This window comes from Paenibacillus typhae, assembly GCF_900099765.1.
Classification (GTDB): domain Bacteria; phylum Bacillota; class Bacilli; order Paenibacillales; family Paenibacillaceae; genus Paenibacillus_AQ; species Paenibacillus_AQ typhae.
On record NZ_FNDX01000048.1, the window covers coordinates 26,671 to 47,616 of the forward strand.

General features: G+C 52.9%; 15 protein-coding genes. 14 read left to right on the forward strand and 1 reads right to left on the reverse strand.

Going from position 1 to position 20,946, the window contains the following annotated elements; genetic code table 11:
- Window positions 1-59: 59 nt before the first annotated feature.
- Window positions 60-815 (reverse strand): helix-turn-helix transcriptional regulator, encoded by a 756-nt coding sequence (locus BLR64_RS25495; protein WP_090718916.1) that lies wholly within the window; start codon window positions 813-815, stop codon window positions 60-62.
- A 329-nt stretch (window positions 816-1,144) separates the two neighbouring features.
- On the opposite strand from BLR64_RS25495, the gene BLR64_RS25500 reads away from it, so the two are divergent.
- The 14 genes from BLR64_RS25500 to BLR64_RS25565 all read left to right on the forward strand — a co-directional run bounded on the left by BLR64_RS25500 (window position 1,145) and on the right by BLR64_RS25565 (window position 20,465).
- On the forward strand, window positions 1,145-2,284 hold the full coding sequence (locus BLR64_RS25500; RefSeq protein WP_090718918.1) for a BMP family ABC transporter substrate-binding protein: 1,140 nt from the start codon (window positions 1,145-1,147) through the stop codon (window positions 2,282-2,284).
- A 119-nt stretch (window positions 2,285-2,403) separates the two neighbouring features.
- Window positions 2,404-3,966 carry an ABC transporter ATP-binding protein gene (locus BLR64_RS25505; protein ID WP_090718920.1) on the forward strand — a complete coding sequence of 521 codons (1,563 nt, stop codon included), beginning with the start codon at window positions 2,404-2,406 and terminating at the stop codon, window positions 3,964-3,966.
- Entirely contained in the window at window positions 3,959-5,008 is a 1,050-nt protein-coding gene (locus BLR64_RS25510; protein WP_090718922.1) for an ABC transporter permease, read from the forward strand. Before BLR64_RS25505 ends, BLR64_RS25510 begins: the two co-directional genes overlap by 8 nt.
- Complete coding sequence (locus BLR64_RS25515) at window positions 5,005-5,943, forward strand: ABC transporter permease (RefSeq protein ID WP_090718924.1); 939 nt, start codon at window positions 5,005-5,007, stop codon at window positions 5,941-5,943. Before BLR64_RS25510 ends, BLR64_RS25515 begins: the two co-directional genes overlap by 4 nt.
- Window positions 5,944-6,195: 252 nt before the next feature.
- Window positions 6,196-7,155, forward strand: a complete 960-nt coding sequence (locus BLR64_RS25520) for a nucleoside hydrolase (protein WP_090718926.1) — start codon at window positions 6,196-6,198, stop codon at window positions 7,153-7,155.
- Window positions 7,155-8,549, forward strand: a complete 1,395-nt coding sequence (locus BLR64_RS25525) for an ADP-ribosylglycohydrolase family protein (protein WP_090718928.1) — start codon at window positions 7,155-7,157, stop codon at window positions 8,547-8,549. Before BLR64_RS25520 ends, BLR64_RS25525 begins: the two co-directional genes overlap by 1 nt.
- A 246-nt stretch (window positions 8,550-8,795) precedes the next feature.
- Window positions 8,796-10,337: a response regulator transcription factor gene (locus BLR64_RS25530; RefSeq protein ID WP_167360781.1), complete on the forward strand. Its 1,542-nt coding sequence runs from the start codon at window positions 8,796-8,798 to the stop codon at window positions 10,335-10,337.
- 20 nt (window positions 10,338-10,357) lie between these two features.
- Window positions 10,358-12,178 (forward strand): sensor histidine kinase, encoded by a 1,821-nt coding sequence (locus tag BLR64_RS25535; RefSeq protein WP_090718931.1) that lies wholly within the window; start codon window positions 10,358-10,360, stop codon window positions 12,176-12,178.
- A gap of 2 nt (window positions 12,179-12,180) precedes the next feature.
- Window positions 12,181-13,713: a response regulator gene (locus tag BLR64_RS25540; RefSeq protein WP_090718933.1), complete on the forward strand. Its 1,533-nt coding sequence runs from the start codon at window positions 12,181-12,183 to the stop codon at window positions 13,711-13,713.
- A 113-nt stretch (window positions 13,714-13,826) separates the two neighbouring features.
- On the forward strand, window positions 13,827-15,530 hold the full coding sequence (locus BLR64_RS25545) for a type 2 periplasmic-binding domain-containing protein (protein ID WP_090718935.1): 1,704 nt from the start codon (window positions 13,827-13,829) through the stop codon (window positions 15,528-15,530).
- 85 nt (window positions 15,531-15,615) lie between these two features.
- Entirely contained in the window at window positions 15,616-16,590 is a 975-nt protein-coding gene (locus BLR64_RS25550) for an ABC transporter permease (protein WP_068725679.1), read from the forward strand.
- Between the two features lie 3 nt (window positions 16,591-16,593).
- Entirely contained in the window at window positions 16,594-17,553 is a 960-nt protein-coding gene (locus BLR64_RS25555; RefSeq protein WP_090718948.1) for a carbohydrate ABC transporter permease, read from the forward strand.
- Window positions 17,554-17,822: 269 nt separating this feature from the next.
- A complete protein-coding gene (locus BLR64_RS25560; protein ID WP_208607234.1) occupies window positions 17,823-19,409 on the forward strand; it encodes a glycoside hydrolase family 43 protein in 1,587 nt (528 codons plus the stop codon).
- Between the two features lie 45 nt (window positions 19,410-19,454).
- The gene (locus BLR64_RS25565) at window positions 19,455-20,465 is read left to right on the forward strand and encodes an endo-1,4-beta-xylanase (protein WP_090718938.1); all 1,011 of its coding nucleotides are present in this window, start codon (window positions 19,455-19,457) and stop codon (window positions 20,463-20,465) included.
- Window positions 20,466-20,946: the final 481 nt, after the last annotated feature.

Genomic DNA, 20,946 nt, shown 5'->3' on the forward strand with positions numbered 1-20,946 from the left:
TCAATAAGTTAAACTCCATTATAGAGGAAAATCCCCCAAAGTAAGTGACTTATGTTACATTATATAACTTTGCTGCGGACACGGAAGGTCCGGGGCGAGAGGCCGACCTCTCTTTTGAACATATTGCAGAACTGTGCGTCATTCACGAACCCGGCTGTAGCAGATACCTCGGAAATATGCATCTGGGTATGCAGCAGGAGAGATTTGGCATAATGGATGCGTTTCAGTAAAAGATAACGGTGGGGCGATTCGCCAAAGCGCTCCTTAAATAAATGCCGGAACCGGTCGTAGCTGTACCCGGACATTTCCGCCAGCGACTGGACCGACAGCTTGTGCCGGTAATGCTCATCCATATAGTTGAGGACATACTGCATCTGGTCCTGTGCCGGGGACTGGAAGCCGGAGCCGCCCAGCAGCCGCTGCAGGTGTACCGTAATTTCGCTCATCTGCAAATTTAAAAGCTCAGAGAAGCCGTCACGCTTGCGCTTGAACTCCTCATTCATCCGCACCAGCGTCTGCAGCACCGTATGCTCCTTATCATCCTCAAATACGCCTGACAATGTGCTGATTGCCGGATTCTCGCAGTGAAAGCCGACGAACAGCACCTCGGAGCGGGGCTGGTGATTCTCGTCATGCTTGAAATTGGGCGGGATCAGCGCAAAAGAATGCGGACGGAAGTGATAGCTGCGCTGCCCTATGCTGCATGTGCCAAGCCCGTGAATGTAATAGACCAGCTCGAAGCATTCATGCTGATGGCGCGGGATGTGGGTGTCCGCTTCATGCTCTGCATTTACAATATATAGGACTCGATCCATGTTGATCCTCCAACTCTTTTTCATTTAGCCGAATCGTGCAAAAAAATGACCGAAAGTATATAAAAGTTTGCTGCTGTATTTGCTATGATCGTATCAATTAAACGAAAGATTCGCAACCTGACTGGCCATCTTGTTCGGGAATTGACCGTTTAATTGACGAAAAATCACAGATTTTATCATCAGATGTAAGCTATTCATTAATTTTCAGTTGTTTTATGGATTTGCATAAAATCTATTGCTGTATAACAACAGAACAAAACGTGTAATTGGGGAAGTCTGCCTTTTTTAAAGTGGTCCATCAATATCAAACAGGGGTGTGAACAGACAAAATGAAAAAGAATGTTCTTGCATTATTGCTGCTCATGGTAATGGTACTCGTCACTGCTTGCGGAAACAACACAGCTAACAACGGAAATGCGGCGGATGCCGGTAACGATGCAGCAAATAGCGGAAATGCCGGTTCCGGCGACAAGCTTAAGGTTGTGCTGCTGATCCCGGGAACGCTTGGAGATAAATCCTTCTTCGACGCTGCCAACAGCGGCCTGCAGAAAGTGCAGACAGAGCTTGGCGCGGAAACCAAAGTAATCGAGATGGGCACGGACAAGACGAAGTGGGAGCCTACTTTTAACGATATTGCCGCTGAGGACTGGGATGTTGTTATTTCAGGCGGATCAGAAATTACGGAAATGTTCAATATGACGGCAGAAGCGAATCCGGATAAAAAATTCATCAACTACGATACGGACATCGAGGAAGCACCTGCCAACATGTACAACATGTCTTACTCCACTAATGAAGTGTCTTTCCTGGCCGGCGCTGTTGCGGCACTTGCTACACAGTCCGATATGCCGAACGCCAACCCTGAGAACGTAATCGGTTTTGTCGGCGGTATGGATATTCCGGGCATCAATGCGTTCCTGGTCGGCTACATTCAGGGGGCTCAATATGTTGATCCCGATGTAAAAGTTGCTGTATCCTACGCGGGCGACTTCGTTAACCCGGCCAAAGGCAAGGAATTGTCGCTCATCCAGTACAACTCCGGTGTAGACGTAATCTTTAACGTAGCCGGCGGTACAGGCCTTGGTATCTTCGATGCTGCAAAAGAAAAAACAAAGTATGCAATTGGTGTCGATTCCGACCAGGCTATGCTGCTTAAAGATACAGACAGCGAGAAAGCCAACCTGATTGTCACCTCTGCGATCAAAAAGATCGACAGCGCCATTCTGGGCGCCGTAACCAAGCTTCAGGAAGGCACACTTGAAATGGGCAAACGCGACGTCCTCGGCTTCGTGGAAGACGGCGTAGGCATCGCCGAAAACGACATCTACACCAGCGTATTCCCGGCTGATCTGCAGGCCAAGGTCGAAGAAGTGAAGCAGAAGCTGATCAACAAGGAAATCACGGTAGACAACGCAATGGGCATGGAAACTTCAGAGGTTGAAGCGATCCGTAATGCTGTTAAGCCTTAATTAAATTAAACACTAACCGGTTCGCCGTATCTCCTGCAGTTGGGATTCCTTCAGCCAAGAAGAATTCCAGCTGCCTATTTTTGCAGAAAACCAGTCTAGTTGAAAGGCGTTGATAACCCGTGGAACACGCGCTGCTGGAAATGCGGGGAATAACCAAGGTATATCCGAATGGCGTCGTTGCCAACCATGATGTCCACTTTAGCCTGCGTGAAGGAGAGATTCATGCCATAGCCGGAGAGAACGGGGCGGGCAAATCGACCTTGATGAAGATCATGTTCGGGATGGAGGAGCCGAGTGAAGGCGACATCAGCATCCGCGGGGAAAAGGTGAAGCTGCAGTCTCCGCAGGATGCGATCGACCGTGGCATCGGCATGGTCCATCAGCATTTCATGCTGGTGCCTTCCTTTACGGTAGCCGAGAACATGGTGCTTGGCATGGAGCCGCGCAAAGGAGTGGGCTTCAACTACAATGAAGCAGTCCGCCTGACGGAAGAGACGGCGCGCAAGTACAATCTCGCTGTAAATCCCAAGGCAAAGGTTGAGGATCTTACCGTAGGAATGAAGCAGAAGGTAGAAATCCTGAAGGCGCTGGTGCGCGGGGCCAAAATCCTGATCCTGGACGAGCCGACTGCCGTACTGACTCCGCAGGAAACCGAGGAGCTGTTCGTGGAGCTGCAGCATCTGAAGGAGCAGGGACATACGATTGTGTTCATCTCCCACAAGCTGAAGGAAGTCAAAGCGATCTGCGACCGGATTACGATTATGCGCGGAGGCAGAAGCGAGGGGGTCTTCCAGACGAAGGACGTAACCGAGCAGGAGATTTCACGGCTGATGGTCGGCCGGGATGTCGTGCTGAAATACGATAAAGATAATGTACCTTTCGGCAAGCCGGTATTGTCAGTAGACAAACTGTCCGTCCATGACAGCCAGGGCAAGGCCTTGCTGGAAGAGGTCAGCTTTGCAGTCCGCGAGGGCCAGATCGTCGGGATTGCCGGGGTTGAAGGCAACGGCCAGAATCAGCTGGTCGAGGCGCTCACCGGCGGGCTGCACGCGGTATCGAGCAGCGGGTCGGTAAAGGTTAATGCTACAGATATTCTGGCCGCCGATATTCTCCGTATCCGCAGCCTGGGCGTCTCATATATCCCGGAGGACCGGATGCGCCAGGGGGCAGCCGGGGATGCCAGCATTTCCGATAATCTGATCTCCACCCGCTACCGTTCCAAGGACATGAATAAGGGTCCGCTGCTGAACGGCAAGCGGATCGCCGCACTGGCCGCCTCATTGGTGGAGGAATTTAAAGTGCGGTGCTCGGGCCCGCAGCAGCCGATCGGCATGCTGTCCGGAGGCAACATGCAGAAGGTGGTCGTAGCCAGGGAATGCTCCACCAGCCCGCAGCTGCTGATTGCCGAGCAGCCGACCCGGGGCGTGGATATCGGAGCGGCCCAGTTCATCCACCAGAAGCTGCTGGAGCTGCGCTCGGCAGGCAGCGGTATTGTACTCCTGTCAGCGGATCTGAACGAAATTCTGGAGCTGAGCGACAGTCTTCTTGTCATGTATGAAGGAGAGATCGTGGCCTACTTTGAGAATCCGTCCAAGGTAAGCGAAGAAGAGCTCGGATTATACATGCTGGGCATTAACCGGCAGGACAAGCAGCAGATCGGGAGGGCCGTAAACCATGTTTAAAGTCAAATATTTTGAGGTAATCCGGACGGCGGCGGTCATACTGATTGCGCTGGCCATCGCCTTTATTATTATTTCACTGGTCAGCGACCAGCCGCTCAAGACGATCGGTATTTTTCTGTGGGAGCCTATTTCCACCAAGGGGCATATCGGCAACGTGATTGAAATGGCGATTCCTCTGATGTTCACCGGTCTTGCCGTGTCCCTGCTGTTCCGGGCCAATATGTTCAATCTCGGGGCAGAAGGTATCTTCTATTTCTCTGGCGTAGTAGCTTCTGTACTGGCCATTCATCTGAGCCTGAACAGCTGGTTTCATCCGGTCGTAGCGATTGCGGCGGGCTCCATTGTCGGAGCGCTGCTGTCGGCGATTCCCGGTATTCTCAAGGCCAAGTGGAATGCCAATGAGCTAGTAACATCTTTGATGTTCAACAACATTTTGTTCGGAGTCGGACTCTATCTGCTTAATTATCATCTGCGTGATGCGAAGGCTTTTGCCAATGTATCCTACAAGTTTCAAGAGACAGCCCAGCTGAGCAAAATCTTCACCGGCACACGTATCCACACCGGACTGATTATTGTACTCGTGATGATCGTCCTGGCCCACCTGTTCCTGTACCGGACCAAATGGGGCTATGAGCTGCGGATGACCGGGGTGAACCGTGATTTTGCCCGTTACTCAGGAATGAAGACTGCGAAAGTAATTATTCTGGTCCATCTGATCGCCGGCTTTATCGCCGGGATGGGCGGTTCAGTGGAAGTGCTGGGAATGTACAACCGGTTTCAGTGGGCATCTCTGCCCGGGTATGGTCTTGACGGTGCGCTGGTAGCGATGCTGGCCAAAAACAACCCGCTGTCCGTTATCGGCTCAGCCCTGTTCCTGGCTTATATCCGCATCGGTGCCGATATGATGGCCCGTCTGTCGGATGTACCCTCCGAGATGATCTCGATCATCCAGGCGGTTATTATCCTGCTGATCTCCGCGGAGCAATTCCTGAAATTCTGGAAAAACCGGATGCTGCTGAAGGAGGCGAAAGCGAACGCATGAACAGTCTGCTGAACGTTATTTTTACGACGGACTTTGCCTTTTCGCTGCTGCGTGTAACCACGCCGATTCTGTTCGCCGCGCTGGGGGCGCTGATCTCCAACCGGGCCGGCATTATCAATATCGGGATGGAAGGGATCATGCTGGTGTCGGCCCTGGCCGGCGTCATTGTCAGCGCTTATACCCAGAGTGCGTGGGTTGGACTGCTTGGCGCAGTATTATCGGGAACGCTGATCGCAGGGATACTGGCCTTTTTCACCCTTAAATTCAAGACGCATATTATTCTCGGCGGGGTAGCGATCAACATGTTCGCCTCGGGCGGTACCGTATTCATCCTGTATCTGCTGAGCGGGGACAAGGGCTCCTCAACGTCGCTTGCGAGCAAGGTGCTGCCAAGTGTTCAGATTCCGCTGATCAAAGATATTCCCGTGCTTGGACCGATTCTGTCCGGTCACCACATTCTGACTTACGTCTCCATTCTGGCCGTACTGGCCGTGTATTATCTGCTGAACCGGACACCGCTTGGACTGCGTATCCGTTCAGTCGGCGAGAACCCGCATGCCGCCCAGTCGGTCGGGGTCAGTGTAGTCAAAATCCAATATACCGCGCTGCTGCTCAGCGGATTTTTTGCCAGCCTGGGCGGGGCTTACATGTCCATGGGTTATCTGTCGCTGTTCACGCGTGATATGATCGCCGGCCGTGGCTGGATCGCGATTGCCGCAGAATCCATGGGCCGCAGCACGACCATCGGAACGGCGCTGACTTCCCTGCTGTTCGGGGCGGCGGATGCATTGTCCAATGCGCTCCAGGTGCTGAAAATTCCGGCTGAGCTGATTGCTACGCTGCCTTATGTGGCCACTGTAATCGGTCTGCTGATCTATGCGGTCTCTGAGACCCGGAAGAAGAACAAGAAGGTTAAGAGTCCTGTAGCAAAGTAGCGGGGGGCTGCTAATATAATTGAACTTGGATCTTAGAATTAAGGGGGCAGTGGCGGAGGGGAATTTTGGAACTGGAGGAGCGGTAGCGACCGCCTTTGTCTGTGGATTTCAACCGCGAAAAGCCGGTTAAATCAAGAAATCTGCAGACAACAGCGGCCGGAAGTCCAAACATTCTCTGGAGTCACGCAAATCCCAAAATAGAAAAATACAAGTTCATTGACTGCTGAGAAAGACATAAGGGGGAGAACGACAATGCCAAGACCCATAATAATTGACTGTGATCCGGGGCACGATGACGCGATTGCGATACTGCTGGCGCTGGCCCATCCGGAGGAGCTGGAAATCCGGGGCATTACAACGGTAGGCGGCAACCAGATTCTTGATAAAATAACGGATAACGCCCTGAAGGTGCTGAGCTTTGTTAATGCGGATATCCCTGTTGCCAAAGGGGCAAAGGGACCGCTGTTCGGCAAGCTGGTGACGGGAGAGGAAGCACACGGGGAATCGGGTATGGACGGCCCGGTGCTGCCGGCCAGCAAGTTTAAGCCGGTGGATCAAGGCGCGGTAGAGTTCATGCTCGAAATTATCCGTGCGTCCGAGGAAAAGATTACACTGGTGCCGATGGCACCGTTAACCAATATTGCGCTGTTAATCACCGCTTACCCTGAGGTAAAGGACAAGATTAAGGAAATCTCGCTGATGGGCGGGGGGCTGGCTTACGGGAATGTGACCAGCACGGCTGAGTTCAATATTTTTGTAGACCCGGAAGCTGCGCGGATCGTTTATGAATCAGGTATTCCGATTGTGATGAGCGGTCTGGATGTGACGGATAAGGCGGCGATTTTTGAGGAGGAAATCCTTGAATTGAAGCAGAAGGGCCCTGTATCCGTAATGGTCGGGGAACTGCTGGATTTCTACTCGATCTATGGTAAAAAGATGGGCTATGTCGGCAACGCGCTGCATGATCCATGCGCCGTAGCCTGGCTGCTGCATCCGGAGCTGTTCGAGTCGGAGCATCTCTATGTGACGGTGGAAACGGAAGGCAAGCTGACCCGCGGCATGACCGTGGCTGACCGCAGAAAGAAGCCGGACCGCCAGCCGAACGTGCAGGTGCTGACCGGTGTTGACCGTGAGGCGTTCATGAAGCTGCTGTTCGATTCACTGGAACGGCTGGACCGGGAGCTGCTGGCGGCAGCCGGGGAAAACAGCTGATGGCCGGCTGGGAGAATCTGCAGGAGACAGTAAAGTTCGAGCTGCAGCAGCGGAATGAGGAAGGCTGCCGGACGGACGGAATCGCTGAGAAGCTGGCTGCTGCAGGAACCGATGAAGGCAGGCTGATGGAGGTCTACCGCGAACTTATGGAGCTTCAGGTAGCGGACGATTTCCCGTATCAGGAGCCTTCGGGACTTGAGGAAATTCGCGCTCTGCGGCCGGAGGGGCCGCGCAGACTTGCCCCTTCGTGGACGCCTGAGCAGTGGCGGGACAAGTTCCGCGGGGCGTGGCTCGGCAGAAGCATCGGCTGTGCGCTCGGCAAGCCGCTGGAGCATTGGGATTATCTGTACGGCAAGGACGGACGTCCGGGCTGGGAGAATATCGAGCTCTGGTTCCAGGGCGCAGATGCCTGGCCGATTAAAGGCTATACGCCAGATAACTCCAGGGCGGAAGCGGAGTACGGGCTGGGTCTTAGCGCCTGGTCCTTCACCAGTACCCGGGAGAAGATCAGCTTCATGGAGAGTGACGATGATCTCCGTTACACGGTCCTAGGGCTGCTGCTGCTGGAGCAAAAGGGACTGGACTGGGATGCCTGGGATATAGGCAAGCTGTGGCACGGGAACCTGACCTATGCGCAGGTGTGTACCGCGGAGACGCAGACGTACATGAATTTTGCGGCTGAAACCTCCCATATGCATAAGGAGAAGCCGGCTGACTGGCAGCAGCGTCTGGAACGGGTACGGATGCATCTTAATCCGTACCGCGAATGGATCGGTGCAGCGATCCGGGCAGACGGGCTGGCCTACGGCGCCGCCGGCCAGCCGGAGCTGGCTGCGGAGCTGGGCTGGCGCGATGCGTCGTTCTCCCATGTGAAGAACGGAATCTATGGCGAAATGTTCAATGCAGCCATGATCTCGGCCGCCTTCGCCGAGCAGGACAACGAGCGGATTCTGGAGATTGGACTCAGCGAGGTTCCGGCTAAAAGCCGGCTTGCCGAAGCGGTGCTCCAGGGAATCGAAATTGCCCGGTCGGCCAAGAGTGAACGCGAGCTGGTCAGCCGCATCTGGGACAAGTTCAGCCACTATGACCCGGTGCATACGGTTAATAATGCTGCGCTTGTTGCCGCGTCGCTGGTTTATGGCGGCAATGATTTCGAGAAGGCGGTGGTTACCTCCGTCTACGGCGGAATGGACACGGACTGCAACGGAGCTACAGTCGGCTCCATTATGGGGGCTAAGCTGGGTGCAAGCCAGCTGCCGGCAAGCTGGACGGACCCGCTGAACGATACGCTGTACGCGGATCTGCCGGGCTTCCATCCGATTACGATTTCGGCTTGTGCGGAGCGGAGCTACCAGGTATTTCGGAAGCTGCGCGGGGAGCCAGGACTGGTGTAAGCTGCCTTTATATTTATATAAATCTTATAAGAATCGCTCTTTGCGAGCAGGTGACGCTGTAGTGTCCCTTCCGGCAAAGAGCGTTTTTTTTATGGCCGGGCTGGCAGGCTGGCGCCTATCCCCGAATAAAATAACAACGGAAATATGTCACAGAAATATTGAACTATGTTAGCATAATCTATAGTTATTTGGTTGGGCAGTTAAGTGAAATTTGCTCACAGAATCAATGGGGGAGGGATGCGGTTCATGCTGAAGGCAATTATTGTGGATGATGAGCCATGGGTGCTGGAAGGGCTGCGGACAATGGTGGACTGGGCAAAGTACGGCTTCGAGCTGTGCGGTGAAGCCATGAATGGGCCGGATGCGCTGCGAATGATTGAGCGTTATCAGCCTGATCTTGTACTGACCGATATTAATATGCCGGTCTTAAGCGGGCTGGAGCTGATTTCAAGAGTAAATGGAACGATGGCAAGGCCGCCCCGGTTTATTATTTTGAGCGGATACGACGATTTCCAGTACGCCAGAACGGCCCTGCGCGAGCGCGTGGAGCAATATTTGCTCAAGCCGGTCGATGAGGAGGAACTGGAACTTCTCCTGAGCCAGCTCAGCCTTTTAATACAAAGTGAAATCGCTTCCAAGGATGAGCGCCAAAAAAAGCAGTCGCTCATTATCGGCGGCATGCTAAGCCGTCTGATTCTGGGGGAGAACGAGGAAGACTTACGCATGATGGCCGCTAACCTGATGAAGCTTACCGGAGATACAGAATTGCTGGGCATTCTGATGGAGCCGCCTGCAGCAGCGGCACATCTGGATGCGGTGGAATCTTTCTTCACACCGGAATTGGTGTACAACAGCTTCCAGGACAGTGCCGGGCGGACCGGTCTGCTGCTGCAGTCAGCAGGCCTCTCAAGGGAAAGTCTGAAGGACGGTGCCCGGCGGCTTCAGCTGGAGCTAACGGGGCTGCTGCAGCAGCCGGTAACGGTAATGGTCACTGACCGGATGACAGGTATTGATTCTCTAAAGGACATTTATCTGCAGCTGCTGGAAATGTGGAAGCTCAGGTTCGGCAAAGAGCAGGGCGGGGTGTTCTTCCATTGTGATTTCAAGAAATGCGGTACAGAGGCAAGCTGGGAGCAGACGGCTTTTGCCAAGCTGCCGGAAAAGGTAATGGCCGGTGATCCGGAGGGGATTGAATCTTGTGTACAGGATATCTTCATGTCCTATGCCCGGCAATTGTCTGCTGTGGAAGCTGTTCAGGCCGGCATAGCCCATCTGGAAATGACCCTGTGCCGGCTGGTGGCAGAGCATAACGGAGAACCCGGCACCATGATGAACGGGCACCAGGCAAAATACGGGAGTCTGGGAGAGCTCGGTGATTACTCCCGGTTAAGCCTTTATGTAAGCGGTCTCTGTAAAACGGCGGCGGATTATCTGGCACAGCTGCAGGAGGCAAATGAGGGTAACACCATCTATAATGTCATCCGGTATGTGGATCAGGAGTTCCGCAGCAAGCTGCAGCTTCAGGAGCTGGCCCGGCAGTTTCATATGAACCCGGCCTACCTGGGCCAGCTATTCCGCAAAGAGACCGGACGCAGCTTCAGCGAATATTTGAATGTTAAACGAATTGAAGCGGCCAAGGCGCTGCTGAAGCGGACGGAGCTGAAAATTTCCGATGTCGCTGCACAGGTCGGCTTCAGCAACACGGATTATTTTATCGATAAATTCAAGGGAATCACGGGTATTCTGCCCTCTGTCTACAAGAACTCTGACCACAGCAAGCAGCTCTAGGAAAGCCGGGTGCACAATCCATGCTCAAAAAAAGATTCCGCTTCACCAATATCGTCAACGACATTCCGCTCAATTATAAGTTTTACCTGATCTATATCGTCGGCGTGCTTCTGCCTATCATGATTATTAACCTGGTGTTACTGGGCCGGATTACAGATCTGATCAAGTCAAGGGAAGAGCAGAACCTGGAGATTTCCCTGGAACGGGCAAGGAAGGATATTCATGACTTCATCGAAGGCGGGGTTGCCGTCAGCTACACCCTGTCCACAGACAAGAACCTGTATGAAATGCTGGACCGGCCCTATAGGGATTCCATTGATTTTTACGGGGCCTATGATGAGGAGCTGCGTGACCGGCTGAACAGCTATATGCCTGTGAACAACCAGATTGAGCGGATTACGGTATTTACTGCCAACCAGTCCATTGTATCAGGGGGCAATTATCAGGCTATCAATGCGAAAATCCGGACAAGCGGCTGGTACAGGCAAGCTGAGTCTTCAAGCAACCAGGTGGTTGTAACCGCCTACCGGATTAGTGAGAACAGCAATACTAACTCGACCACACCGATGCTGAGCATCATTGATTGGATGGATCACTACAGTTCGTTTGGCACCTATGAAAAGCTGTCGCGGATCGATCTCGATCTCAGTGAAGTGTACGACATCATTGTCCGGGAAAAGGATTACCTCAGCCTATATCTTGTCAATGAGCAGAACCAGATCGTCATGTCAGAAGCAAGCGGCTATCAGCATGTAACGGATGAGCCTTACCCGCTGTTTACGCAGCCGGAGGACGGGGAACAGGAGGTGCATATCCTGCCTATCGGTACAGCCAACTATCTCAAGGGCTGGCGGATTATCGGCATTACGCAGGGGGAGCGGATTGCCCAGGCCGTTCTGGATATCCGGCTGTATGCAGCGGTGCTGGCGACCACTGTCACGCTGCTGACTTCGGCTTTTATCTATGTGATGCTGCGCTCCTACAATTACCGGGTGAAGCGGCTGGCCCGCCATATGCAGAAGGTGAGCAACGAGAAGTTCGAGCTGATCCGGATCGACGAGGGCCGTGATGAGATCGGCGGACTGATTCATAATTTCAACAGGATGACCTCGCGGATCAATTCGCTGATTAACGATGTGTACAAGCTGGAAATCCAGAGCAAGAACCTTGAGATGGAGCGGGTACAGGCTGAACTGAATTTTCTGCAGAGCCAGATGAATCCGCATTTCCTGTTCAATACGCTGAATGCCATTCTCGTGGTCTGCACCAAGAACAAATATGATGATGTGACGGATATTATCAAAAGCCTCTCCAAGCTGCTGCGCAGGCTGCTCCGGTCGAAGGAGGATCTGGTGTCGCTCCAGGAGGAAATGCAGTTTATCGAGATGTATCTGAAGATCGAGAAATTCAGATTCCGTGACAAATTCGATTACCAATTCGAAATAGAAGAGCAGGCGCTTGCTTACAAAATACCGAAGCTGAGCATGCAGCCTCTTGTCGAAAATGCCTGCAAGCACGGCCTTCAGGCCATAGAGGGCCTTGGTGTAATCCGGATAAAGGCGGGAGTCCGGGAAGACCGCCTGCAAATTACTATTTCAGACAACGGCAAGGGCATGGAGACGGCGAAGCTAAAGGAGCTGCTGAACAATATCCGCACTGAGGATTCCTCCAGCCTGAATATCGGAATGCGCAACGTATACCGCAGACTGGAGCTGTATTATGCCGATCAGGTGACCTTTGAGATGATAAGTACGCCGGATGAAGGGACAGCGGTTTCGTTCGGAATACCGCTGAAGCTGCTGGAGAGGATTCATTCGTCCGGAGGTGAGGGGAAGCAGTGAAAATGTATAAAGTGCTGTTAATTGACGATGAGCCAAGTGCCCTGGAAGCGATGCAGCTGTGGATTGACTGGCAGGCGCTCGGGTTTGAGATTGCCGGAACCTGCACCAACGGACAGGCGGGGCTGCAGCTGATCCGCGAGCTTGCGCCGGATCTGGTCATTACGGATGTGAATATGCCGCTGTTAAACGGCCTTGAGATGGTAGACGCCTGGCAGCAGACAGGAGGCAGAGACACCAAGTTTGCTATTCTCAGCGGCTACAGCGAGTTCGAGTATGCGCAGACTGCGATCCGGTTCGGCATTCATCACTATCTGCTGAAACCGCTTTTTCCGGAGGAGGCTGCAGAGGAGCTGCGGGAGATGTACCGGGAACTGGAGCGTGAGGAGCACAGCCGGAAGATGGGGAGGCTTGCAGCCATGGAGGAAACGGCTGCAGTCATCAAAGGACTGCTCTACGGTAAACCGGAGGGGACTTTATATGGCGGTTCAGCTGCTGCGCTGTCCGCCGGATTCAGCTGCTGGAATGTCCTTCTGATTCAGACTGATCCGCTGAACTATACCGAAGTCAGGGGGAAAGCGGCCGCCATGTCTGCCGGGGAAGCCGGGATGGTGCTGGCTGACCTTGAGGGATACACCTGTGCGGTTGTTTACGGAAGTACTGCGCCCGGGGAAGGGAACACAGCAGCTGCAAGGATTGCAGAGGAGCTGCGGCAGGCGTGTCCCGGCATCCGCTTGTTTATCGCGGCCGGGGACAGCGTACCGGAACTTAGCAGCATTGCCGGGAGCTATCTGAGGGCAAAGGAGGCCCTGCAGTATTGCTTCTACAGCGAACCTTCAGCCGGGCTGCTGATGTTCCATGATATCCGCGATACGCCCTTAAGCAGAGATTACGATCATATCCGGCTGGCAGATGTGCTGATCGGGTTTGTGAATACGCTGGATCTTCCCGGCTTCCGCCGGGAGGCTGAAGGTGCGGCATCAAGCTTCCGTGAGAAGCTGGTGTCTCCGGACACAGTAAAGAAATTCGTGATTCACCTGGTCTACAAAATGAGGGAGCTTGTCCCGGCTCCGGAAGCCGGGCAGCTGCAGAGGAAAGGTACAGAGCCGCCGGCGGATTTTAATTACCACATGCTTACACTTGGCGGACTTATGGAATATCTGCTGGCCTTTGCCGAGGAGGTGATCCGCCTTCTGCTGCAGGAGCGGGGCAACAGATCTCAGGATGTTGTCCGGGATATTAACCGGTATATTCAGGAGCACTACCGTGAGAGCCTGACGATTCAGAGGCTGGCGGAAATCTTTTACCTGCACCCCGTCTATCTGGGCCAGCTTCTGATCAAGAAGAACGGAATCGGCTTTAATGAACTGCTTCATAATCTGCGGATTGAGGAAGCGGCAAGGCTGCTGGAGGAGCGTACGCTTAAGCTGTCGGAAATTGCAGAAAGGGTGGGATATGCCAATTACGGACAGTTCCTGAAGCAGTTTGAGAAGAAAATGCACTTGTCCCCGAATGAATACCGGCAGGCAAAGTCCTAAAGTTTTTGGGGTTACACCTTTAATTCAGCTGTATTTAGAGCTAAGGATCACCTCTATAATTTATTAATGTAAGTGCTTACAAAAAAGCGTAACCAAAAATATGGAGGTGCTTTATGGGGGGCAAGTCAAAACGGACGTTCAAGGTTTCATTGATCACGCTGTTATCCCTGAGCTTTGCACTCGCCGGCTGCGGCGGCAATAACAACAGCAATACCAAGGATAATGCCAAGGCCGAAGAGAATGGTGCGGCACAAACCGCAGGAGCTGCGGACACAGGCGACAAAATTGAACCGTTCAATATCAGTGTATTTCTGGGTCAAGCCGGCCAGCAGCCGACACCGGACAACAAAATTTACAAGAAAATCAAAGATGAAACGGGCGCCAGCTTCAATTTCGAATTTTTGGCAGGCGACATTAACCAGAAGCTGGGCGTTATGATTGCCGGCCAGGATTATCCCGATATGATGACAGGGAATACGAAGCTGACTGCCGCGGGTGCCTATATTCCGCTCGAAGACCTGATTGAAGAGCATGCTCCGAATTTGAAAGCGCATTATGCGGATTACTGGAACATGATGAAGGATCCTAATGACGGACACATCTATATCCTGCCTAACTATGGGGTATACAACGGTAAAGTAAACAGCTCCTGGTATTCAGGCCCGGCTTTCTGGATCCAGAAGGCAGTGCTCAAGGAATTCGGCTATCCGCAGGTCAAGACACTGGATGAGTACTTTGACCTGATTGAGAAATACAAAGAGAAGTATCCAAAAATTGACGGCAGTCCGACCATCGGCTTCGAAATTCTGAATTATGACTGGAAAAACTGGGGACTGTTCAATGCGCCTCAGCACTTGATCGGACATCCGAATGACGGCGGGGTCGTGGTCAAAGACGGTGTAGCCGAGATTTTTGCAGACAAGGATTATGCCAAAAAATACTACCAGAAGCTTAATGAAATCAATCAAAAGGGTCTGATCGATAAAGAGACCTTTGTGCAGAACTACGACCAGTATATGGCGAAGCTGTCCAGCGGAACCGTTCTGGGTATGTTCGACCAGCACTGGAACTTCAATGCGGCCGAGGATTCCCTGACCACCCAGGGCAAAATCGAACGTACCTACGTGGGACTCCCGCTCGTATACGATAAGGCTACCAAAGACTATTACCGTGACCTTGCCGTTCTGAACCTTAATAACGGCTTCGGTATCAGTATCAACGCCAAAGATCCGGTGAAAATTATCAAGCTGCTCGACACCCTGATTCAGGAAGACTGGCAGAAGACCTTCTCATGGGGTATTGAGGGCGAGGATTATATCGTAGAGAACGGCAGATTCATGAGAACACAGGAACAGCGTGACAATGCGGCCGATGCTACCTGGCAGCTGGCCAATAAAGCCAAAGCCCTCTTTGACTTCCTGCCTAAGACGGAGGGAAGCTTCAGTGACGGCAACTCTACCGACGCGGCAGCACAGCCGGAAGAGTATAAAGCAGGGCTGAAGCCTTTTGATAAAGAAGTTCTTGATGCTTACGGCTTCGATACTTATGTGGACTTCTTCAGTGAGCCGCCTGCCAATCCGATCTACTATCCAGCCTGGTCCATTGATCTGATTGAAGGCTCCGATGCCAAGATAGCCAACACCAAATTAACTGAACTGCAGACCAAATTCCTGCCTAAAGCGATCCTGGCGAGTCCGGAAGAATTCGATTCTGTGTGGACCGATTATGTCGGAGAGATCAAGAAAGCCAATGTGAAGGCTTACGAAGACAAAATCAATGAGCAGATTAAATGGAGAATTGACAACTGGAGCAAGTAAATGAAGGCGCAGTGAACCAGCAGGCGGAGGGCCGTTCCGGCCTTCCGCCTGCTCCAATAAACGATGGAGCGGGGAGACAATTACTATGGCTGAGACCTTAGAAACAGAAATAGCCGTCCGGCATTCCAACCGCCGTAAAAAGAAGAAGCGGCCGGTTACCTGGTCGCTGATCAAAAGCCAGAATCAGCTGATCTGGATGTCAGTACCTTTAATGCTCTACATTATTCTTTTTGCCTATGTTCCCGTCTGGGGCTGGACCATGGCCTTTCAGAATTACCGGCCTGCCAAGTCCTTCAGTGAACAGGAATGGGTAGGCTTCAAGCAGTTCAAATTTCTGTTTACCGATGACAATTTCCTGCGTGTGCTGCGCAATACCTTGTCCATGGGGATTATTAACCTCGTGCTCGGATTTGTAACGGCGATTGTGCTGGCACTGCTGCTGAATGAAATCAAAAATGTGCTGTGGAAAAGAACGGTACAGACCATCTCTTATCTGCCGCATTTTCTGTCCTGGATTATCGTTACCGGCATTGTGGCGACCTCGCTGTCGATCAATGACGGGATTGTCAATATTGTGCTGATGAAGCTGCACCTGATCAAGGAGCCGATTCTGTGGCTCAGTGAAGGCAAGTACTTCTGGGGCATTGTCGGCGCCTCCCATGTGTGGAAGGAAGTCGGCTGGAATACGATTATTTATCTGGCGGCAATTGCGTCAATCGACCCTGCGCTGTATGAGGCTGCGGAAATCGACGGGGCAAGCCGTTACAGAAAAATGCAGTTTGTCACGCTGCCCGGAATCAAGGCAACCATCGTCATCCTGATGATTATGTCGATCGGGCATGTGCTGGAGGCAGGCTTTGAAGTTCAATATCTGCTCGGCAACGGGCTGGTTGTGGACTGGGCAGAAACGATTGATATTTTTGTACTGAAATACGGTCTCGCACAGGGCAACTATTCCCTCGCAACCGCGGGCGGTATTTTCAAAACGGTTGTCAGCGTAACACTGCTGCTTATGGCGAACGGCATTTCCAAGCGGCTTGGGGAAGAGAGGTTGTTATAAATGATGGATAACCGGCAGATTAGCCCTGGGCAGAAAACAGGCATGACGGTGAGAAGAAGCATCGGTAAAGGTAAGCTGGAGCCTGTGCTGTTCACCACCTTTAATACAGTGTTTATGATTTGTCTTGTAGTTGTCACCCTATATCCGTTCCTGAATACGATTGCCGTTTCGTTTAACGCGGGGAATGACACGATCCGCGGCGGCATTTACTTATGGCCGCGGGCCTGGACTTTCCAGAATTACAAGGCGATCTTTGCCTCCGGCACGATTTATGATGCTTTTCTGATTTCTGTAGCGCGGACGGTGCTGTCGACATTGCTGAATATCTTCCTGACGACGATGCTGGCCTACACGCTGAGCCGGCGGGAATATGTCTTCCGCCAGCCGATCACGGTGGTCTTCGTGCTGACGATGTATTTCAGCGCCGGTCTGATTCCGAGCTACTTTCTGATCAAGGATCTGAACCTGATTAACAGCTTCTGGGTTTATATTTTCCCGTCGATGATCAGCGCCTTTAATATGATTGTTATCCGGACTTATATCGGTACCATTCCTGAAAGTCTGATGGAGTCGGCGAGAATTGACGGAGCCGGGGACTTCAAAATCTTCATGCGGGTTGTATTCCCGCTGTGTAAACCGGTGCTTGCAACGATAGCGCTGTTTGTGGCGGTGGGTGCCTGGAACTCCTGGTTCGATGCCTTTATCTACACCTCCTCCCGGCAGCACCTGAGTACACTGCAGTACGAGCTGATGAAGCTCTTGTCCTCGACGATGAACTCCAACAGCAACCCGAACGTTGCGGCCGGGGTAGGGATGGACCAGGATTCAGCACGGGCGCTGGTCACACCGCTGTCGATCCGGGCCGCGATTACGGTAGTCGCCTCGGTGCCGATCCTGCTTGTATATCCGTTTATGCAGAAGTATTTTGTGGTTGGTCTGAATGTGGGGAGTGTTAAGGAGTAGGGGAACAGACGAAGGGGAGGGGGAGAGGCAGCAGCTCCCTGGAATTCAAGATTTACTCCTGAGTCATGTGTAATCCTAATCTTCAAGAGCTGTCTGATCAAGCTAAGTGGAAATCCGCCATCTATTTTCGGGCTAAACGCAGGAAAGTGAACATTAGAAATGATGATATGTGATGAAATTAAGTGGCGAAAATCCAACTAGCTGTTGAGACTCATGTGTTCGGTAAATTAGTTATCTTTATCGAGTAAAGAAAGGTTGTTAGCATGGAGATGAAGCGATCCCAAATAAAGTATACGAACCCGGTGCTGCCGGGTTTTTATCCTGATCCGAGCATTACCCGGGCGGGAGAGGACTATTATCTGGTCTGCAGCACCTTTGAATATTTCCCCGGCGTTCCGCTGTTTCACAGCCGGGACCTGATTCATTGGAAACAAATCGGCCACGTGCTGGACCGGATCAGCCAGCTTGACATCCGTAATTGCGGCAGCTCTGACGGGATTTATGCCCCGACCATCCGTTATCATGACGGAATGTTCTATATGATTACAACGGATGTGCGGGGACGGGGCAATTTCTACGTGACTGCCGCTGATCCGGCAGGGCCTTGGTCTGATCCGGTCTCAGTGCCGTTCGGCGGTATTGATCCATCGCTTATGTTCGATGAGGACGGCAAGGTCTATGTGACCGCCCAGCAGGGGGCAGGCTATGATTCTCATATCATCCAGTACGAGATTGATATTGCTACAGGAGCAGCGCTGACTGAACCTGTGGTGATCTGGACCGGCGACGGCGGTCCGTGGCTGGAAGGCCCGCATTTGTACAAGATTAACGGGATGTATTATATCATGGCTGCCTCCGGCGGTACCGCGAAGGAGCACCGTGAAATTATCGGCCGCAGCCACTCGCCGTACGGTCCGTTCGAGGAGCTGGCTGAGCCGATTCTGACCCACAGGGGTATAGAGCATCCGATCCAGTATCTGGGCCATGCCGATCTGATCGAAGGTCCGGACGGCGGATGGTGGGCAGTCTTTCTTGGTGTACGTCTTGGCGAAGACGGTTACGGGGTGCTTGGCCGGGAGACGTATCTTGCGCCGGTGAGCTGGAATGAGAACGGCTGGCCGATGATTGACAACAATGACGGTACCGTGGGACTGGAGATGTGTGTCTCTGAACGGTCTGATGTGCAGGGGAAGGGCACTGAGCGTTCGGACAGCAGCGTGAAAGAAGCTGTACAGGAAACCGGTCATACGAGCGGCCGGCATGAGTTCGACCAGAGTATGCTTCCGTATGATCTGGTCTTCCTGCGGAATCCGGCTGAACACAGCTGGTCGCTGGAGGAGCGTCCGGGCTGGCTGGCGCTGAGGGGCCAGCCGGCGGGACTCAGCGATGCCGGACAGACGGCCTTCATCGGCCGCAGGCAGCAGCAGATTAACTCGGAATGGAGCACGCTGCTTGAGCTGGAAGCTCAGGAGGACGGCGCGGAAGCCGGATTGTGCGTCAGAATGAATGAGCGGGCCCATTATGAGGTGGGAATGATCCGTAGGGACGGACTGCCTCTGGTGTTTGCGCGTCTTACGGTGCAGGGCCAGTCCCAGCTGGCGGCGGAGGTTCCGGTAAGCGGGTCCGCAGGCAGTGTTTATCTAAAAATTTCCGCGGATCACCAAGAGTACTGTCTGCTGTATTCCATGGACGGTGAGGCGTGGACTAGGCTGGCCGTAGGGCCGGCCTATGAGCTGTCGCCGCAGGCGGCAGAAGGAAATGCTTTTACCGGAGTAGTGGTTGGCATTTATGCTGCGGGCAACGGGCGGGAGCAGACGGAATTTGCTTATTTTGACTGGTTTGAGTGGAGGGCTTGAGCCGGGGAGTAATACGATCTGACTTTATTGTAGGAGGCTAGAACGATGGGGAAGAATAGCTTCAGCGGACCTGCGTTAAAGGACATGTTCGCTGATGATTTCAAAATCGGCGCAGCGGTAAACCCGCCGACGATCCGTTCCCAGGAGCAGCTGCTGGCGTATCATTTCAACAGTATCACTGCCGAAAATGAAATGAAGTTTGAGAGTGTACATCCGCAGGAGGAGGTATACACCTTTGATCAGGCGGACGGGCTGGCGGCTTTTGCCCGGAAGCACGGGCTGGCAATGCGCGGTCATACTCTGGTGTGGCATAACCAGACGAGCGATTGGCTGTTTACGGACGGAGCTGGCGCATCGGTAAGCAAGGAGCTTCTACTGGCGCGTTTGAAGTCGCATATCGATACAGTTGTCGGACGTTACCGGGGACAGATTTATGCCTGGGATGTGGTCAATGAGGTGATTGCCGATGAAGGACCGGAGCTGCTGCGGCCATCCAAGTGGCTGGAGATTGCCGGCCCCGAATTTATTGCCAAGGCATTTGAATATGCTCATGAGGCTGATCCGCAGGCCTTGCTGTTCTATAATGATTACAATGAATCGCATCCGCAGAAGCGCGATAAAATCTATACCCTGCTCAAGTCGCTGCTGGACCAGGGGGTGCTGGTCCACGGTGTCGGCCTGCAGGCGCACTGGAATCTGTACGATCCTGCGCTGGATGACATCCGGGCAGCGATCGAGAAGTACGCTTCGCTCGGGCTGCAGCTGCAGCTTACCGAGCTGGATATGTCCCTGTTCCGCTTCGACGATAAGCGGACGGACCTGACAAGCCCGCCGCCGGAGCTGCTTGAGCTCCAGGCGGAGCGGTATGACGGGGTATTCCGGCTGCTCCGGGAATACCGGCAGGTCATTTCGTCCGTCACCTTCTGGGGGGCGGCGGACGACTACACGTGGCTGGATAATTTCCCTGTCCGCGGACGTAAAAACTGGCCGTTCCTGTTCGATGAACAGCACAGGCCGAAGCCTGCGTTCGAGCGGCTTGCTGCGCTCAGCCGCTGAAGAATTAAACGGCGTACAGAAGGAAAGCGGAAAGTGCAGCCGCAAAATATGTTAAAGTAATTCATTTAGGACTATCACAAATTTTGAATTGATTATAGAAATGTCCCTTAAACCAGCTGTCTCCCTTTACAGGGGGACAGCTGGTTTTTAGTGTGCGCCCGGCATGGGCGATAACTTGGCGGTGAAAGTCCGCTACAGGCTTGGCAGTAGGAACTGTTAGCCAAGGGCAAGGGTGTCCGCCGCGAGGCGGAATCTGAAGGAAGCCGGAGGCAAACCCTCGGTCTGACGAACAGAAATCACATAGAAGGCATGCTGGGACGGACGAGCTTGCACTACAAAGCAAAGTCCAATACTGCCCGAATTCCAGGATGTAAATGTGGCAGATAGATGAGGGGAAAGTTATCGCTCTTACCCGGGGAGGTCTCACAGACGTCAAGTAGGGAAAAAAAAAAATCCGAACGACGGAGTAAAGCTTGCTGTG